This window comes from Nocardioides glacieisoli (assembly GCF_004137245.1).
Taxonomy (GTDB): Bacteria; Actinomycetota; Actinomycetes; order Propionibacteriales; family Nocardioidaceae; genus Nocardioides; species Nocardioides glacieisoli.
On the sequence record NZ_SDWS01000001.1, the window covers coordinates 767,900 to 781,915 of the forward strand.

Annotated in this window: 13 protein-coding genes, 1 tRNA gene and 1 riboswitch; of the genes, 7 read left to right on the plus strand and 7 right to left on the minus strand. The window is 71.3% G+C overall.

Translation table 11 applies throughout. From position 1 onward, the window contains the following. The first annotated feature begins 8 nt into the window (after nucleotides 1-8). Together EUA06_RS03830 and EUA06_RS03835 are read left to right on the plus strand one after the other, a co-directional pair. Complete coding sequence (locus tag EUA06_RS03830) at nucleotides 9-1,430, plus strand: aminotransferase class I/II-fold pyridoxal phosphate-dependent enzyme (RefSeq protein WP_129473648.1); 1,422 nt, start codon at nucleotides 9-11, stop codon at nucleotides 1,428-1,430. Between the two features lie 129 nt (nucleotides 1,431-1,559). Further along, complete coding sequence (locus EUA06_RS03835) at nucleotides 1,560-2,009, plus strand: VanZ family protein (protein WP_165354239.1); 450 nt, start codon at nucleotides 1,560-1,562, stop codon at nucleotides 2,007-2,009. Here EUA06_RS03835 and EUA06_RS03840 read toward each other — a convergent pair. From EUA06_RS03840 to EUA06_RS03860, 5 genes are read right to left on the minus strand one after another with little or no spacing between them, the layout of a single operon-like run. Further along, nucleotides 2,006-2,719: a gamma-glutamyl-gamma-aminobutyrate hydrolase family protein gene (locus tag EUA06_RS03840; protein WP_129473650.1), complete on the minus strand. Its 714-nt coding sequence runs from the start codon at nucleotides 2,717-2,719 to the stop codon at nucleotides 2,006-2,008. The two genes, EUA06_RS03835 and EUA06_RS03840, sit on opposite strands and share 4 nt — an antisense overlap. 7 nt (nucleotides 2,720-2,726) lie before the next feature. Beyond that, nucleotides 2,727-3,506, minus strand: a complete 780-nt coding sequence (locus tag EUA06_RS03845) for a 3-oxoacyl-ACP reductase (protein ID WP_129473651.1) — start codon at nucleotides 3,504-3,506, stop codon at nucleotides 2,727-2,729. Between the two features lie 31 nt (nucleotides 3,507-3,537). Further along, the gene (locus EUA06_RS03850) at nucleotides 3,538-4,890 is read right to left on the minus strand and encodes an aldehyde dehydrogenase family protein (RefSeq protein WP_129473652.1); all 1,353 of its coding nucleotides are present in this window, start codon (nucleotides 4,888-4,890) and stop codon (nucleotides 3,538-3,540) included. A 12-nt stretch (nucleotides 4,891-4,902) separates the two neighbouring features. Beyond that, on the minus strand, nucleotides 4,903-6,270 hold the full coding sequence (locus EUA06_RS03855) for a glutamine synthetase family protein (RefSeq protein ID WP_277985648.1): 1,368 nt from the start codon (nucleotides 6,268-6,270) through the stop codon (nucleotides 4,903-4,905). 56 nt (nucleotides 6,271-6,326) lie between these two features. Further along, nucleotides 6,327-7,061, minus strand: coding sequence for a FadR/GntR family transcriptional regulator (locus EUA06_RS03860; RefSeq protein WP_129473653.1), 735 nt, complete (start codon nucleotides 7,059-7,061; stop codon nucleotides 6,327-6,329). Between the two features lie 146 nt (nucleotides 7,062-7,207). On the opposite strand from EUA06_RS03860, the gene EUA06_RS03865 reads away from it, so the two are divergent. Continuing rightward, complete coding sequence (locus EUA06_RS03865) at nucleotides 7,208-8,791, plus strand: amino acid permease (protein WP_129473654.1); 1,584 nt, start codon at nucleotides 7,208-7,210, stop codon at nucleotides 8,789-8,791. A 61-nt stretch (nucleotides 8,792-8,852) separates the two neighbouring features. On the opposite strand, the gene EUA06_RS03870 is transcribed toward EUA06_RS03865, so the two are convergent. Beyond that, nucleotides 8,853-9,518 carry a hypothetical protein gene (locus tag EUA06_RS03870; protein ID WP_129473655.1) on the minus strand — a complete coding sequence of 222 codons (666 nt, stop codon included), beginning with the start codon at nucleotides 9,516-9,518 and terminating at the stop codon, nucleotides 8,853-8,855. A gap of 117 nt (nucleotides 9,519-9,635) precedes the next feature. Here EUA06_RS03870 and EUA06_RS03875 point away from each other — a divergent pair, with 117 nt between their 5' ends. Genes EUA06_RS03875 through EUA06_RS22885 form a run of 3 tightly spaced genes read left to right on the plus strand, consistent with a single transcriptional unit; the run spans nucleotide 9,636 to nucleotide 12,174 of the window. After that, complete coding sequence (locus tag EUA06_RS03875) at nucleotides 9,636-11,546, plus strand: ATP-binding protein (protein ID WP_165354240.1); 1,911 nt, start codon at nucleotides 9,636-9,638, stop codon at nucleotides 11,544-11,546. Next, nucleotides 11,534-12,052 carry a response regulator gene (locus EUA06_RS03880; protein ID WP_242497943.1) on the plus strand — a complete coding sequence of 173 codons (519 nt, stop codon included), beginning with the start codon at nucleotides 11,534-11,536 and terminating at the stop codon, nucleotides 12,050-12,052. The genes EUA06_RS03875 and EUA06_RS03880 overlap by 13 nt, the downstream gene beginning before the upstream one ends. After that, nucleotides 12,049-12,174 (plus strand): helix-turn-helix domain-containing protein, encoded by a 126-nt coding sequence (locus EUA06_RS22885; protein WP_242497944.1) that lies wholly within the window; start codon nucleotides 12,049-12,051, stop codon nucleotides 12,172-12,174. The genes EUA06_RS03880 and EUA06_RS22885 overlap by 4 nt, the downstream gene beginning before the upstream one ends. Before the next feature lie 51 nt (nucleotides 12,175-12,225). On the opposite strand, the gene EUA06_RS03885 is transcribed toward EUA06_RS22885, so the two are convergent. Then, nucleotides 12,226-12,311: transfer RNA gene (locus EUA06_RS03885), tRNA-Leu, on the minus strand. Between the two features lie 81 nt (nucleotides 12,312-12,392). On the opposite strand from EUA06_RS03885, the gene EUA06_RS03890 reads away from it, so the two are divergent. After that, complete coding sequence (locus tag EUA06_RS03890; protein WP_207208181.1) at nucleotides 12,393-13,724, plus strand: M20/M25/M40 family metallo-hydrolase; 1,332 nt, start codon at nucleotides 12,393-12,395, stop codon at nucleotides 13,722-13,724. Between the two features lie 88 nt (nucleotides 13,725-13,812). Continuing rightward, a riboswitch (FMN riboswitch) is annotated at nucleotides 13,813-13,942 on the plus strand. Nucleotides 13,943-14,016: the final 74 nt, after the last annotated feature.

Below are 14,016 nucleotides of genomic sequence, written 5' to 3' on the forward strand. Positions count from 1 at the left end.
CTGCGGCCATGCCGACCGACCCGCGCGGGCTGCGCGCTGACGCGCCGCTGCTCGACGCGTGGCTGCGGTTCCAGGAGGCGGCACCGACCCCGTTCACCATCCCGGGCCACAAGCAGCGGCACGACCTCGTCGGCGACGTGATCGCCGGTGACGTCCCGCTCTACGCCGGTCTCGACACGATGAAGCTGAGTGCGGGCCTGCTCGCCGAGGCGGAGTCGCGGGCCGCGCGGCTGTGGGGCGCGGACGTCTGCCGGTTCTCGACCGGTGGCGCCACCCACGCCAACCAGGCCGTCGCGCTCGCGGTCGCCGACGACGGCGACACGGTCGTCGTGAGCCGTACGCTCCACCGCTCGATGCTGCTCGGCCTGGTGCTTGCCGGCCTCACGCCGGTGTGGGTGCGGCCCGAGGTCGACCCCGCGACCGGGCTGCCGCTCGGCGTCGCCCCGGACGTCGTACGACGTGCGCTCGACGCCCACCCGCACGCCCGGGCCGTCTTCGTGGGCGATCCGTCCTACGTCGGCACCGTCGGCGACGTGGCTGGTCTCGCCGAGGCCGCCCACGAGCACGACGTACCCTTGGTCGTCGACGCCGCGTGGGCCGCGCACTTCGGCTTCCACCCCGACCTGCCGCAGCACGCGCTCCAGCTCGGCGCGGACGTGATGGTGACCAGCGCGCACAAGACCCTGCCGGCCTGGAGCCAGGCCGCGATCGTGCTGGCCCGCACCGAGCGGGTCGACCCCGCCCGGCTCGAGGCCGGCGTCGAGGCGACCGCGACCACGAGCCCGGCCGGCGCGATCCTCGCCAGCACGGACGCCGCTCGTGCCCTGCTCGAGCGTGACGGCGCCGACCTGCTGGGCTCGGCGATCGCAGCGACGCGCGGGGCCCGCGAGCGGCTGCACGCAGTGGACGGCCTCACCGTGCTCGACGGCCCGGGCGTCGACCCGCTCAAGCTCACCGTCGTGCTGTCCGCCGCCGGGGTCGACGGCAACGCGGTCGAGCAGGACCTGCTCGCGCGGGGGCTGCCCGTCGAGTCGGCGGACCGCGACGTCCTCGTGGCGGTCGTCTCGCTCGCCGACACCGGCGAGACGCTCGGCGCGCTCACCGAGGCGATCGTCGGTGCGGTCGAGCGGCACCGCGGCCCGGCGCGCGCCGTCGTCGGCCCCGCGGCGTACGGCGTCGAGCCGCAGGCCGTGGTGCCCCCGCGACAGGCGTTCTTCGCCCGCGCGGAGAGCGTGCCGATCGAGCACGCGGTCGGCCGCACCAGCGCCGAGCTCGTCGCGCCCTACCCGCCCGGCATCCCGGTCCTCGCGCCCGGCGAGCGAATCACCGCCGGCACCCTGCGGGCGCTCGAGCATGCGCGTGACGCCGGTGTCCGGATCGCCTACGCCGCCGACCCGACGCTCGCCACGCTCCGGGTCGTCGTCGACTGACGGGTCAGGTCACCGGCGTCTTGCCCGCGGCGTGCAGCCGACGACGCGACGCGGCTGTGGGACGTCTCCGAGCGGCTGACGGGAGTGGCGTACCACTGAGTCGTTGGTCCGACCCGGATGATGGGTGGGGTGCTGCACCGACATCCGTTCCTGGGCCTGCTGACCCTGCTCTACGCGGGCTTCGTCGGCCTCGTCACCCTGACACCCGGGTCGGACACGCCGGACTACTACAACCTCGCCACCCGCGTCCTCGCGCGCCTCCAGCGTTACCCCGAGCTCGACCCGCTGACCAGCCGGCTCTCGATCGAGCGGATCGAGTTCCTCGCCAACATCGGCCTCTTCGTGCCGCTCGGGATGTTCGTGCTGCTCCTCGTCGGGACGCGGCTGTGGTGGGTGGCGCTGGCCGGCGGGATCGTGCTCACGTCGATGATCGAGGCCGTCCAGAAGGAGATCCCGGGCCGGGTGTCGGACCCGCGCGACGTCGCGGCGAATGCCATCGGGATGTTCCTCGGGATCTTCCTCGCGATCGTGCTGACCCTGCCGACGACGCTGCGCCGCAACCGGCAGCGACAGGGCTAACGGGCGGCGTGCTCCCGGGCCGCTGCGACGAGCCCCGCCATCAGGCCGATCTCGACGCGCGTCTCCGGGTGCCACTGCACGGCCAGCCGGAAGCGGTCGCCGGCGGCCTCCATCGCCTCCACCGTCCCGTCGGTGGCGCGGGCCACCGCCGTGAACCCGGGGTGGGTGGCCACGGACTGGTGGTGGTGGCAGCCCACCTCGACCCGAGCGCCGACGAGCGTCGCCAGCCGGGAGCCGGTCGCGGTCTCGACCTCCACGTCGCCATAGGCGTCACCCCCGGGGGAGTGCTCGTCGTGGCCGACCAGGTCGGGCGTGTGCTGGTCGAGCGTCCCGCCGGCGTGCACCGCCATCAGCTGCATGCCGCGGCAGATGCCCAGCACCGGGAGTCCTGCCTCGTCGGCAGCCGTGAGGAGCGCGAGCTCCCAGGCGTCGCGGTCAGGCCGCCAGCCCGCGGTCCGCTCGTGCGGCTCGGCGCCGTAGCGCGCCGGGTCGACGTCCGCGCCTCCGGAGATCACCAGTGCGTCGATCCGCGAGACGATCCGCGCGGCGGCGCCCGGCGCCGCGACCGGTGGCAGGAGCAGCGGTACGCCGCCCGCGGTCTCCACCGCGACGGCGTACTCCGTGGGCAAGAGGTCGGCGCGGGTGTTCCAGACACCCCACGCAGCCTCCTGGCGGTACGTCGTCAGGCCGACGACGGGTGCGTCCGTCATCGCGTGCTCAGAGGGGCGTCACGTAGGCGCCCGAGATGCCGCCGTCGACGAGGAACGTGTTGGCCGTCATGAAGCTGGACTCGTCCGAGGCCAGGAACAGCACGGCGTTGGCCATCTCCTCGGGCTCGGCGAAACGACCCATCGGGACGTGCACGAGCCGACGTGCGGCCCGTTCGGCGTCGCTTGCGAACAGCTCCTTCAGCAGCGGGGTGTTGACCGGGCCGGGGCACAGCGCGTTGACCCGCACGCCCTCGCGGGCGAACTGCACGCCGAGCTCGCGCGACATCGACAGCACGCCGCCCTTGGAGGCGGAGTAGGAGATCTGCGACGTCGCGGCGCCCATCACGGCGACGAACGACGCGGTGTTGATGATCGAGCCGCGCTTCTGCTCGAGCATGTAGGGCAGGGCCGCCTTGCAGCACAGGTAGACGCTGGTGAGGTTGACCTCCTGCACCTTGCGCCACGCGTCGAGGTCGGTGTCGAGGATCGAGTCGTCCTCCGGCGGCGAGATGCCGGCGTTGTTGAAGGCGATGTCGACCGAGCCGTAGGTGTCCTTCGCGGTCCTGAAGAGCGCGTCGACCTCGTCCTTGGAGGTGACGTCGACGTGGACGTACGTCGCCACCTCGGGGCCGCCGAGCTCGGCGACCAGCGCCTCGCCACCGGCGTCGTCGATGTCGCCGATCACGACCCGCGCGCCCTCCTCGACGAAGCGGCGTACGGTTGCGAGGCCGATGCCGCTGCAACCACCGGTGACGACGGCCGTCCGGCCCTCGATGCGTCCTGCCATGGGTCTGTTCCTCGACTCTCGTGCTCAGTGATCAGTGGGCGATGAAGACGTTCTTCTCCTCGGTGAACGCGTTCGGCGCGTCGGGGCCGAGCTCGCGGCCGAGGCCGGACTGCTTGTAGCCGCCGAAGGGCGTCCAGTAGCGCACCGAGGAGTGGCTGTTGACCGACAGGTTGCCGGCCTCGACGCGGCGCGCGACCCGCAGCGCACGGCCCACGTCGGAGGTGAAGATCGAGCCGGACAGGCCGTAGTCGGAGTCGTTGGCGAGCGCCACGGCCTCGTCCTCGTCGTCGAAGGCCATCACGGCCACGACGGGGCCGAAGACCTCCTCGCGCCACACCGCCTCGCTGGTGTCGCGCGACTCGACGACGGTCGGCGGCAACCACCAGCCCGGGCCGTCGGGGGCGCTGCCGGTGAAGGCGATGCTCGCGTCGTCGAGGTAGGCCTGCACCGCGTCGCGCTGTCCCGACGACACCATCGGGCCCATCTGGCTCTGCTCGTCGGCGGGGTCGATGACCCTGAACGACCGGACCGCGGTCTCGAGCCGCCCCACGAACTCGTCGTACGCCGATCGCTGCACGAGGATCCGCGACCGCGCGCAGCAGTCCTGGCCGGCGTTGTCGAAGACGGCGCCGGGCGCGCTGGCGGCCGCCGCGGCGACGTCGGTGTCGGCGAAGACGATGTTGGCGCTCTTGCCGCCGAGCTCGAGGGTCACCCGCTTCACCTGGTCGGCGCAGCCGGCCATGATCCGCTTGCCCACGCCGGTGGAGCCGGTGAAGCAGACCTTGCGGACCAGTGGGTGGGTGACGAAGCGCTCGCCGACGACGGACCCCTTGCCGGGGATGATCGTGAGGACGCCCTCGGGCAGCCCGGCCTCGACCGCGAGCTCGCCGATCCGGATCGCCGTGAGGGGAGTGAGCTCGGCGGGCTTGAGGACGACGGTGTTGCCGGCCGCGAGCGCCGGGGCAAAGCCCCACGCGGCGATCGGCATCGGGAAGTTCCAGGGGACGATGATCCCCACCACGCCGAGCGGCTCGTGGAACGTCACGTCGGTGCCGCCGGCCACCGGGATCTGCCGTCCGAAGAGCCGCTCGGGTGCCGCCGAGTAGTAGTTCAGGCAGTCGCGGACGTTGCCGGCCTCCCAGCGGGCGTTGCCGATCGTGTGGCCGGCGTTGAGCACCTCCAGCTGCGCGAGCTCCTCGAGGTGGTCGTCCACGATCGCCGCGAACGCCCGCAGCAGGCGGGCGCGCTCGCCGGGGGCCACGTCACGCCACGCAGGGAACGCGTCGTGGGCCCGCGCGATGGCGGCGTCGGCCTCCTCCAGCGTCGCTGAGGCGGGGGAGTGGTCGAGCTCCTCGCCGGTGGTCGGGTTGATCAGGATGCTCATGCTTGCCCTTCCTCAGAGCCTCTCGAAGCCGCGTCGCAGCTCCCAGTCGGTGACCGTCGAGTTGTACGCCGCCAGCTCGACGTCGGCCATGTTGGCGTAGTGCTCGACGACATCGTCACCCAGGGCGGCGCGCACCAGCGCGGACGTGTGGAACCTCTCGCGCGCCGCTCCCATCGTGCTCGGGACCCGCGGCTTGTCGGAGGCGTACGCGTTGCCCGTGAGCTCGGGTTCGAGCTCGAGCTCCTCGTCGATGCCGTGCAGGCCACCGGCGATCATCGCGGCCAGCGCGAGGTAGGGGTTGGCGTCGGCGCCGGGGATCCGGTTCTCCATCCGGGCGCCGGCGCCGCGGCCGACCAGGCGCATCGCGCAGGTGCGGTTGTCCAGGCCCCAGCCGAGCGTGGTCGGGGCGAAGGAGCCGTCGGCGAACCGCTTGTAGGAGTTGATGTTGGGCGCGAAGAACAGCGTGAAGTCCGCCGCGGTCGCCAGCACGCCGGCGATGAACCTGTCGTAGAGCGGCGTACGCGCGTCCTTGTCCTCGTCCCAGAAGACCAGCTCGCCGTCCGCGCCTCGGAACGACATGTGGATGTGGCACGAGTTGCCCTCGCGCTGGTTGGGCTTGGCCATGAAGGTGACCGACTTGCCGTGCTGGGCGGCGATCTCCTTGGCGGCGTTCTTGTAGACGGCGTGGTTGTCGGCGGTGGTGAGGGCGTCGCTGAAGAGGAAGCCGATCTCGTGCTGGCCGAAGTTGCACTCGCCCTTGGCGCCCTCGACGTCGAGCCCCGCGGCGTACATGTGGTTGCGGATGTCGCGCAGCAGTGGCTCGACGCGGGTCGTGCCGAGGATCGAGTAGTCGATGTTGTACTGGTTGGCAGGCGTGAGGCCCGTGTAGCCCTTCAGCGCCGCCTCCTCGTAGGTGTCGTCGTAGATCACCAGCTCGAGCTCGGTGCCGGCGAGGGCGACCATCCCGCGCTCCTCGAGCCGCTCGAGCTGGGCCTTGAGGATTGCGCGCGGGCTGGCGGTCACGGGGCGGTGGTCGGCCCACTCGAGGTCGCACTGGACCATCGCGGTCGCGGGCAGCCACGGCAGCAGCCGGATGGTGCGCTCGTCCATCACGAACTCCATGTCGCCGTAGCCCTGCTCCCACGACGTCATGGCGTAGCCGTCGACGGTGTTCATGTCGACGTCGACGGCGAGGAGGTAGTTGCAGCCCTCGGTGCCGTGGCCGACCACGTGGTCGAGGAAGTAGCGCCCGTGGAGCCGCTTGCCCTGGAGGCGCCCCTGCATGTCGGTGAAGGCGAGCACGACGGTGTCGACGTCGCCCGTCTCGATGCGTTGGCGCAGCCCCTCCATGGTCAGGTGCCGGTCATTGCGTGTGGTCACGAGATCTCCCTGTCGGCGGTGCGGTGTGTGGACTTCATCCCAGCCTCATCCCAGCCTCATCCCAGCAAGCCTCGGAGGAGTGCGGCGGTGTCGTCGCAGTGGTCCTCCATCACCTTGCGGGCGCGGTCGGCGTGACCGTCGACGATGGCTCGGCAGATCTGTCGGTGCTGGCGGTGCGAGTGGCCGATGTTGGGCTCGAGCGAGGGGATGGCACCGAGCATCGAGTCGAGGGTCGACTGGACCGATGTCACCGCCTGCTGGAGCAGCGCCGACCCGCTCAGCGAGGCGATGGTGAGGTGCAGCCGGGAGTCGGCCTGCCGGTGGGCACGCTTCCCGGTGGCGTCGTGGACGGCCGCTTCCGACGCGGTGAGGCGCTCGCGGTCTGGACCGGTGAGGTCGTGGCTGGCCGCCATGTGGGCGGCTCCCGGTTCGACCACGCGCCGGAACTCGAGCGCGTCGAGCCACTCCGACTTCGTCGCGGACGAGATCTTGGTGAGACCGCCGGGGAGGCGGCCCCGCGCCTGGGACGTCACGGTCGACCCGCCGCCGCGACCGCGGCGGGTCTCGACCAGCCCGGCCTGGCGCAGCGCGGCGATCGCCTCGCGCAGCGTGGCCCGGCTGACCGCCAGCCGCTCGGCCAGCTCGCGCTCGGGCGGCAGCAGGGTCCCGACGGGGTAGACCCCCAGCCGGATCGCGGTCGCGAGCTGCTCGACGCACCCCTCGAACGCATGATGGCCACGCACGGGCCGGAGCACCGCAGCGGTGAGGTGCTCGTGCGGCTGGGCAGTCATGCGCGCCAGTCTCGGCGTGACGACCTGCACACGTCAATGGTCGGAGTTCATACCAATTTCTCGGAGTTCTGGTCCGGGGTATTCACAAGCGGGCAAGCGCGGGTCTAGGTTGCCGACGACCCACTTGACGCCCGAGAGGTGTGCACATGTCTGCTGAGTCCGCTTCCGAGACACCTGCCCAGCGCAGCCTGACCGAGGACGAGGAGCACCTCGCCAGGCTCGGCTACAAGCAGGAGCTCTCCCGCTCCTGGTCCGGCTTCTCGAACTTCGCGATCTCGTTCTCCATCATCTCGATCCTCGCCGGCTGCCTGACCACCTACGGGGCAGGCATCGCGAACGGCGGCCCAGTCTCGATCTCGTGGTCGTGGCCGATCATCTCGATCTTCATCCTGATCATCGGCTTCACGATGTCCGAGCTGGTTTCGGCGATGCCGACCTCGGGCGGCATCTACTACTGGGCGTCCAAGCTCGGCGGTCCCGCGGCCGGGTTCTTCACCGGCTGGCTCAACCTCATCGGCCTCATCGCAGTCACGGCGTCGGTGGCCTACGGGTGCGCGACCTTCTTCCACCTGACGTTCCTGGCGTGGGGCTGGCAGGACGAGTTCTCGCTCAACGTCGTGTTCGTGTTCTTCCTGGTGATCCTGACCTTCATCACTGTCGTGAACATCTTCTCGAGCCACCTGCTCGCCGTGATCAACAACATCTCGGTGTGGTGGCACGTCGCCGGCGCCGCGTTCCTGGTGGGCGTGCTGATCATCGTCCCGGACCAGCACCTCAGCGTCTCCCAGGTCTTCACCGACAAGTTCAACGGCTCCGGGTGGGCCGACGGGTCGACGAGCAGCCTCGTCTACTTCTTCGCGATCATCCCGTTCGGCTTCATCCTCACGCAGTACACGATCACCGGGTTCGACGCCTCGGTGCACCTCTCCGAGGAGACCCAGGGCGCCGCGAAGACGGCAGCCAGGGCCATCTGGCAGTCGATCTTCTACTCGGCCGTCGGTGGCTACATCCTGCTGCTCGCGGTGACCTTCGCGATCCCGCAGGTCGACGGTGTGCCGGACTACGCGAGCATCCCGGCGGGTGGTGTGGCCTACATCTTCGACACGGCCCTCGGGTCGACGTGGGGTGGCCTGCTGCTCTTCGTCTCCTCGTGCGCCCAGCTGTTCTGCGCGACGGCCTGCCTGACGTCGACGTCGCGGATGATGTTCGCCTTCAGCCGCGACCGGGCCGTCCCCGGCTCGCGCTACTGGTCGAAGGTCAACGCCAGTCGCACGCCGGCCAACGCGGTGATCTTCGCGGCCGTCCTCGGCGCGATCATCACGCTCCCCGCCCTGAAGTCGGTCAACGGCATCCCGACCGCGTTCTACGCGGTCACCTCGGTCTCGGTGATCGGCCTCTACGTCTCGTTCGCGATCCCGATCTACCTGCGCTGGCGGGCCGGCGACTCGTTCGAGGTCGGCAGCTGGAACAACGGCAGCAAGTACAAGTGGATGAACCTCGTCGCCGTGATCGAGATCGTCGTCGTCAGCTTCATGCTGATGATGCCCACGTCGCCGTTCGGTGCGCCGTGGCGTGACGAGTTCGACTGGGCGGCGGTCAACTACGCGCCGATCATGGTGCTCGCCGTCCTGCTCCTCCTCGCGCTGTGGTGGACGACCTCGGCGAAGAAGTGGTTCACCGGACCGGTCAAGACGATCGACGAGGACGTCGTCCGGGCCTTCGAGAACTGATCCACGAAACCCCCAAGCGGAGGACCCCTGGTCGACGACCGGGGGTCCTTCGTCTCCCGGATCAGCGCCGTCGCAGCATCACGACGGCGAATGCCAGCGCCATCAGCAGCGAGGCGACCGCGGGCATGACGTGGATGCCGAGCGCGAGGCCGCCCATCCGCACGACCGGGCTCAGGACGAGCGCGATGCCGGCCCACGCCGGGTAGTGGTCGCGCTGGCGCAGCATCGCGATGCCCAGGACGAGGGGACCGAGGAGCCCGCCGATCCCGAAGACGACGTAGATCGCGAGCTGGACCAGGCTGCCGTGGTTGTCCATCGCGTCGACGTACGTGCCGGGGTCCCCGCCGGCCTCGACGACGGCCAGCGCGACCTGTCCCTCGATGACCAGCACCATGAAGCCGACGTAGCCGGACGCGGCCAGCCACCCGCCGATGCCGGCTAGGACGGGGGTGCGCTCGCGCAGCACCTGGGTGACGGCCCAGATGCCGGGCACGAGCAGGAGCGCGGCCAGGAACCCGAGCCCGTCGGCGACCAGCATCACGGTGCGGTTCGCAGCGATCATCTCGAGCATGTCGTCAGTGGTCTCGTACGTCTGCTGGCTCAGCACCCAGTTGGTGAGGGCGTTGCAGGCAGCGAGCGCCAGGGCACCCCCGATGGCAGCCGATGCGCCGAAGGGCACCGTGTCGCGAGCGGCGACCGGTGCCGGGGCGAGTGTCTCTGTGGTCATGGTGGATTCCTCCGGAGTCGATCGGCGGGTTGCCTCGACGCTAGGAGCGCGGATGCCGCCACACATCGGCGTTCTCGCCTATTCCCCGAGCGGCTCGCGGGCGGGAGCATGGTCGGCATGAGCGCCGCCACGACCGCTGCGACACCCTGGCGGGTGACGTACGCAGTCACCGCGGCCGCGGGTGTCGTGGCACTCGCGGCGGTGCAGCACCTGCCGTGGCTCGAGACCGAGTTCCGGGTGGGCCCGGGTGTGCGCTGGACGATGGTCGTGGCCGGGCTGCTCGTTCTCGTCGCGGCCGCGCGTGCAGGCACCTCGGGGGGCGTGGCGGCCGCGCTGCTCGTCCTCGGTGGCAGCGTGCTCGCCTACCCGACCCTCCTGACGCTGGCGGCTGCCGACGTCGGCGGCCCCGTCGTCGCCACGCTCGGCGCTGCCGGTCACGTCGTGCCGCTGACGATGGTGCAGCTGGTGCCGGTGCTGGTCAGCGGGCGGGTGACGGGCAGGTCGCGACGCGGCTGGGCCACCACGATCCTCGCCGTGGCGGCGGTCGGTGCGCTCGTCACGGGTCTCGGGCTGGCGCTCGGCGATCGTGGTCTGCCGTTGGCCGCGGTGGGCACCATCCTGTGGTTCGTCTCGTTCGCGTTCCCGCCGATCGCGTGCTGGACGGCCGTGCGCCGGACCATCGGCCAGGCCCGTCGTCGCGGCATCGTGGCCGGGCTCGCCGCGCTCGTGCCGGTGCTGGTCATCGTGTGGTGCGTGACGCTCGGTGGCCTCGGCTCGGCCCTCGGCCTGGCGGACGATCCCACGACGCAGGCGCTGTTCCTCGGCTTCTCCGGGGCAACGGCCGGGTGCGCCCTGCTCGCGGTCGCCGCGCTCGGCGACGGGAGCTCGTCCGTGCTTCGCCGGTCCGCGGTCGTGCTGCTGCTGCGGGCGATGGTGGTCGGTGTGGTCGTGCTCGTCGCCTCAGGTGTGGCCCTGGCCAGTGCCACGCTGCTGCCGACCCGCGAAGCCGCCGTCCTCGTCGCGGTGGGCCTCACGGTCCTGCTGGGCTGGGGCGCCACGCGCCTGCTCGGATGGGCAGCCATGGTGGTCGACCCGGCGGTCGAGCTCCGGCTCGAGCTCGAGCGGGCCGCCGAGCTGGTGGATGGGCGGCACCGGCAGGTCGCCGAGAGCGTGGTGCGCAGGCTCGCGGAGGACGGTGCGCTCGAGCTGGCGTACGCCGTCGACCGCCACACGTGGGTCGGCTCCTCGGGCAGGGTGGCGAGCCCGTCGGACCCGGTGGTGCTGGGCAGTGAGGAGGGCCGCGGCGTCGTCGTGCTCCTCACCGACGACCCCGTGGCGCGCAGGCACGCCCGGGCGTGGGGGGACTGCAGCACCGTCTTCCAGCCGGCCCTGATGGAGGCCCGCGAGGCGTGGCAGGCCGGACGCGCCGCTCTCGCGGCTGACGACGAACGCAGCCGCCTCCAGCAGGACCTCCACGACGGGCTGCAAGGACGCCTGATCGGGCTCGCCCTCAACCTGCAGCTGAGCCAGTCCGGCACCGAGGACCCGGTGGCCCGGCTGGCCATCGAGGAGACGGTGACCGGGCTCCGCAGCGCCGTGCAGGACGTCCGGGCGATGGCGGACGGCCGACTGCCGCAGATCCTCGTCGACGACGGGCTCGAGGCCGCCGTGCGCGCCCTGCTCCAGCCCGTGCGAGCCCGCATCGGCATTCTCGAGCTCGCTGCCGACCCGTCCGGCCGCCGCCCGCTGCCCACGGTCGAGGCCTGTGCCTACTACGTCGTCGGTGAGGCGGTCGGCAATGCGATCAAGCACGCGGCGTGCGACCGGATCGACGTCAGCCTCGGGATGCGCGACGGCTCGGTGGTGGTGCGGGTGCGCGACGACGGCGACGGGGGCGCGGACGCGCGCCTCGGCTCCGGCCTCCGCGGGCTCGCCGAGCGCGTGGAGGCCCACGGCGGGCTGCTCGTCGTGTCGAACGGCGAGGACAGCGGCACGCTCGTCGAGGCGGTGCTCCCGTGCGGCTGGTGATCGCCGAGGACCAGGTGCTGCTGCGCGACGGTCTGGCGCGACTGCTGCGATCCGCCGGGCACGACGTGGTGGCCGAGGTGGGCGATGGCCGCAGCCTGGTCTCCGAGACGGCTCGCCTGCGCCCCGACCTCGTGGTCGCCGACATCCGGATGCCACCGACCTATGCCGACGAGGGCAGCCGCGCGGTCGTGCTCCTGCGCGAGAGGTACCCGGAGCTGGCGGTGATGCTCCTGTCGCAGGCCGTCGACCCGTTGGTCGTCGCACGCGCCACCCGCGGCCGCTCCGCCGGCTTCGGCTACCTGCTCAAGGACCGGGTGCTCGACCCCGACACGTTCCTGCGCCAGATCGAGGAGGTCGCCAGCGGCGCGACCGTCATCGATCCCGGAGTGCTGCCCGACGCGTTGCGCGGATCGGGCCGGCTGAAGTGCCTCACCCATCGCGAGATCGAGGTGCTGGGCCGGTCGCGTCCGGCCGCAGCAACCCCGGCATCGCGGCCGACCTCGTGATCAGCCGCCGCACGGTCGACGCACACCTGCGCTCGATCTTCGCCAAGCTCGGCCTCGAGTCGGACCCGGACGGCAACCAGCGCGTGCTTGCGGTGCTCAACTGGATCGGCGGACCAGGTTGACCCTCCGGGCCGAAATGAAGAAAAGGCTCCGTGGAGCCGGAGCCTTCTCAGTGTCCGAGGGGGGACTTGAACCCCCACGCCCTAATACGGGCACTAGCACCTCAAGCTAGCGCGTCTGCCAATTCCGCCACCCGGACGAGTGCTGGAGAACAGTAGCAAAGGGATTCGCTGCACATCGCATCGGGGAAGACGTGCACAACTGGTGCAGGATGGACGGCATGGATGCCGCCTCCGCACAGCCTTCCCGGGACCTCTCCTACGACCCCGCGGCGGAGGTCGTGCAGCTCTGCCAGGAGCTCATCCGCATCGACACGTCCAACTACGGGACCGATGACGGCCCCGGCGAGCGCAAGGCCGCAGAGCACGTCGCGACGCTGCTCGACGAGGTCGGGATCGAGAGCCGGGTCATCGAGGGCAGCCCGGGCCGGGCCAACGTCGTCGCCCGATGGGGTGGCGGTGACGGCCGGGCTCCGCTGCTGCTGCACGGGCACCTCGACGTCGTACCCGCCGAGGCGTCGGACTGGCAGGTCGACCCCTTCAGCGGCGAGATCAAGGACGGGTACGTCTGGGGCCGCGGCGCCGTCGACATGAAGGACTTCGACGCGATGCTGCTCAGCGTCGTCCGGGCCCGGGCCAACGCGGGTGCGGCGCCCGAGCGCGAGGTCGTGCTCTGCTTCACCGCCGACGAGGAGGCCGGTGGTCACGACGGTGCCGAGATCCTCGTCGAGGAGCACGCCGACCTGCTCGCCGACTGCACGGAGGCCGTCGGCGAGGTCGGTGGCTTCTCCGCCACCGTGCGTGGCCGCCGCGTGTACCTGATCGAGGCCGCGGAGAAGGGGATGGCGTGGATGCGCCTCACCGCCCGTGGCCGCGCGGGCCACGGCTCGATGATCAACCAGGACAACGCGGTGACGCGGCTCGCCGGCGCCGTCCACCGCATCGGGGCCCACCAGTGGCCGGTCCGCCTCACGCCGGCGATGGAGGTGCTGCTCGCGACGATCGGCGACCTCGCCGGCACCGAGGCCACCCCGGAGAACGCCGAGGCCCTGGTCGAGGAGTTCGGCGACGCCGCCAAGATGCTCGGCGCCGTCATCCGCAACACCGCCAACCCGACCACGCTGCGCGCCGGCTACAAGACCAACGTCATCCCCACCGACGCCCACGCCACCGTCGACGGACGCTTCCTCCCCGGCTACGAGGACGAGTTCTTCGCGACCCTCCACGAGCTCGCCGGCGACGGCATCGACATCGAGTTCGAGTCGCACCAGCAGCCGTGGGAGACGCCGTACGACGGTGACCTGGTCGACGCGATGACGCGCAGCCTGATGGCCGAGGACCCGGATGCCCTCGTCGCGCCCTTCCTGATGAGCGGCGGCACCGACGCCAAGCACTTCCGCAAGCTCGACATGAGGTCCTACGGCTTCGCACCGCTGCGCCTGCCCGCGGACCTCGACTTCACCGCGCTCTTCCACGGTGTCGACGAGCGGGTGCCGGTCGACGCGCTGGAGTTCGGCGCGCGCGTCTTCGACCGGTTCCTCGACGACATCTGAGTCCCGGGCCGGACCCGGTGATCCACGTCACGGCCGGACACCCGCGAGGGAATGCGTCGCGCTGTGGCAGAGTTCCGTCCACAAGAGCTTGCGTGCTCTGGGGGCGGTGGAACTCCGCACCGGCGGTCACAGTCCGCGACCCGACCACAGCCAGTGGCCGGTTGACCAGGTGGAAATCCTGGACCGACGGTCACAGTCCGGATGAGAAGTGCACGCTGACGGCTCCGCGCACGCCCCTGTCGGGGCTGCGCCCACCGTCGCCCGCCCCCCGGAGTCCCGACCAGAGGACCCG

Coding starts and splice junctions, on each gene's coding strand:
- EUA06_RS03830 (WP_129473648.1), top strand. CDS start 9: ATGCCGACCGACCCGCGCGGGCTGCGCGCTGACGCGCCGCTGCTCGAC.
- EUA06_RS03840 (WP_129473650.1), bottom strand. CDS start 2,719: ATGACGGACGCACCCGTCGTCGGCCTGACGACGTACCGCCAGGAGGCT.
- EUA06_RS03845 (WP_129473651.1), bottom strand. CDS start 3,506: ATGGCAGGACGCATCGAGGGCCGGACGGCCGTCGTCACCGGTGGTTGC.
- EUA06_RS03850 (WP_129473652.1), bottom strand. CDS start 4,890: ATGAGCATCCTGATCAACCCGACCACCGGCGAGGAGCTCGACCACTCC.
- EUA06_RS03860 (WP_129473653.1), bottom strand. CDS start 7,061: ATGACTGCCCAGCCGCACGAGCACCTCACCGCTGCGGTGCTCCGGCCC.
- EUA06_RS03865 (WP_129473654.1), top strand. CDS start 7,208: ATGTCTGCTGAGTCCGCTTCCGAGACACCTGCCCAGCGCAGCCTGACC.
- EUA06_RS03870 (WP_129473655.1), bottom strand. CDS start 9,518: ATGACCACAGAGACACTCGCCCCGGCACCGGTCGCCGCTCGCGACACG.
- EUA06_RS03875 (WP_165354240.1), top strand. CDS start 9,636: ATGAGCGCCGCCACGACCGCTGCGACACCCTGGCGGGTGACGTACGCA.
- EUA06_RS03890 (WP_207208181.1), top strand. CDS start 12,393: ATGGATGCCGCCTCCGCACAGCCTTCCCGGGACCTCTCCTACGACCCC.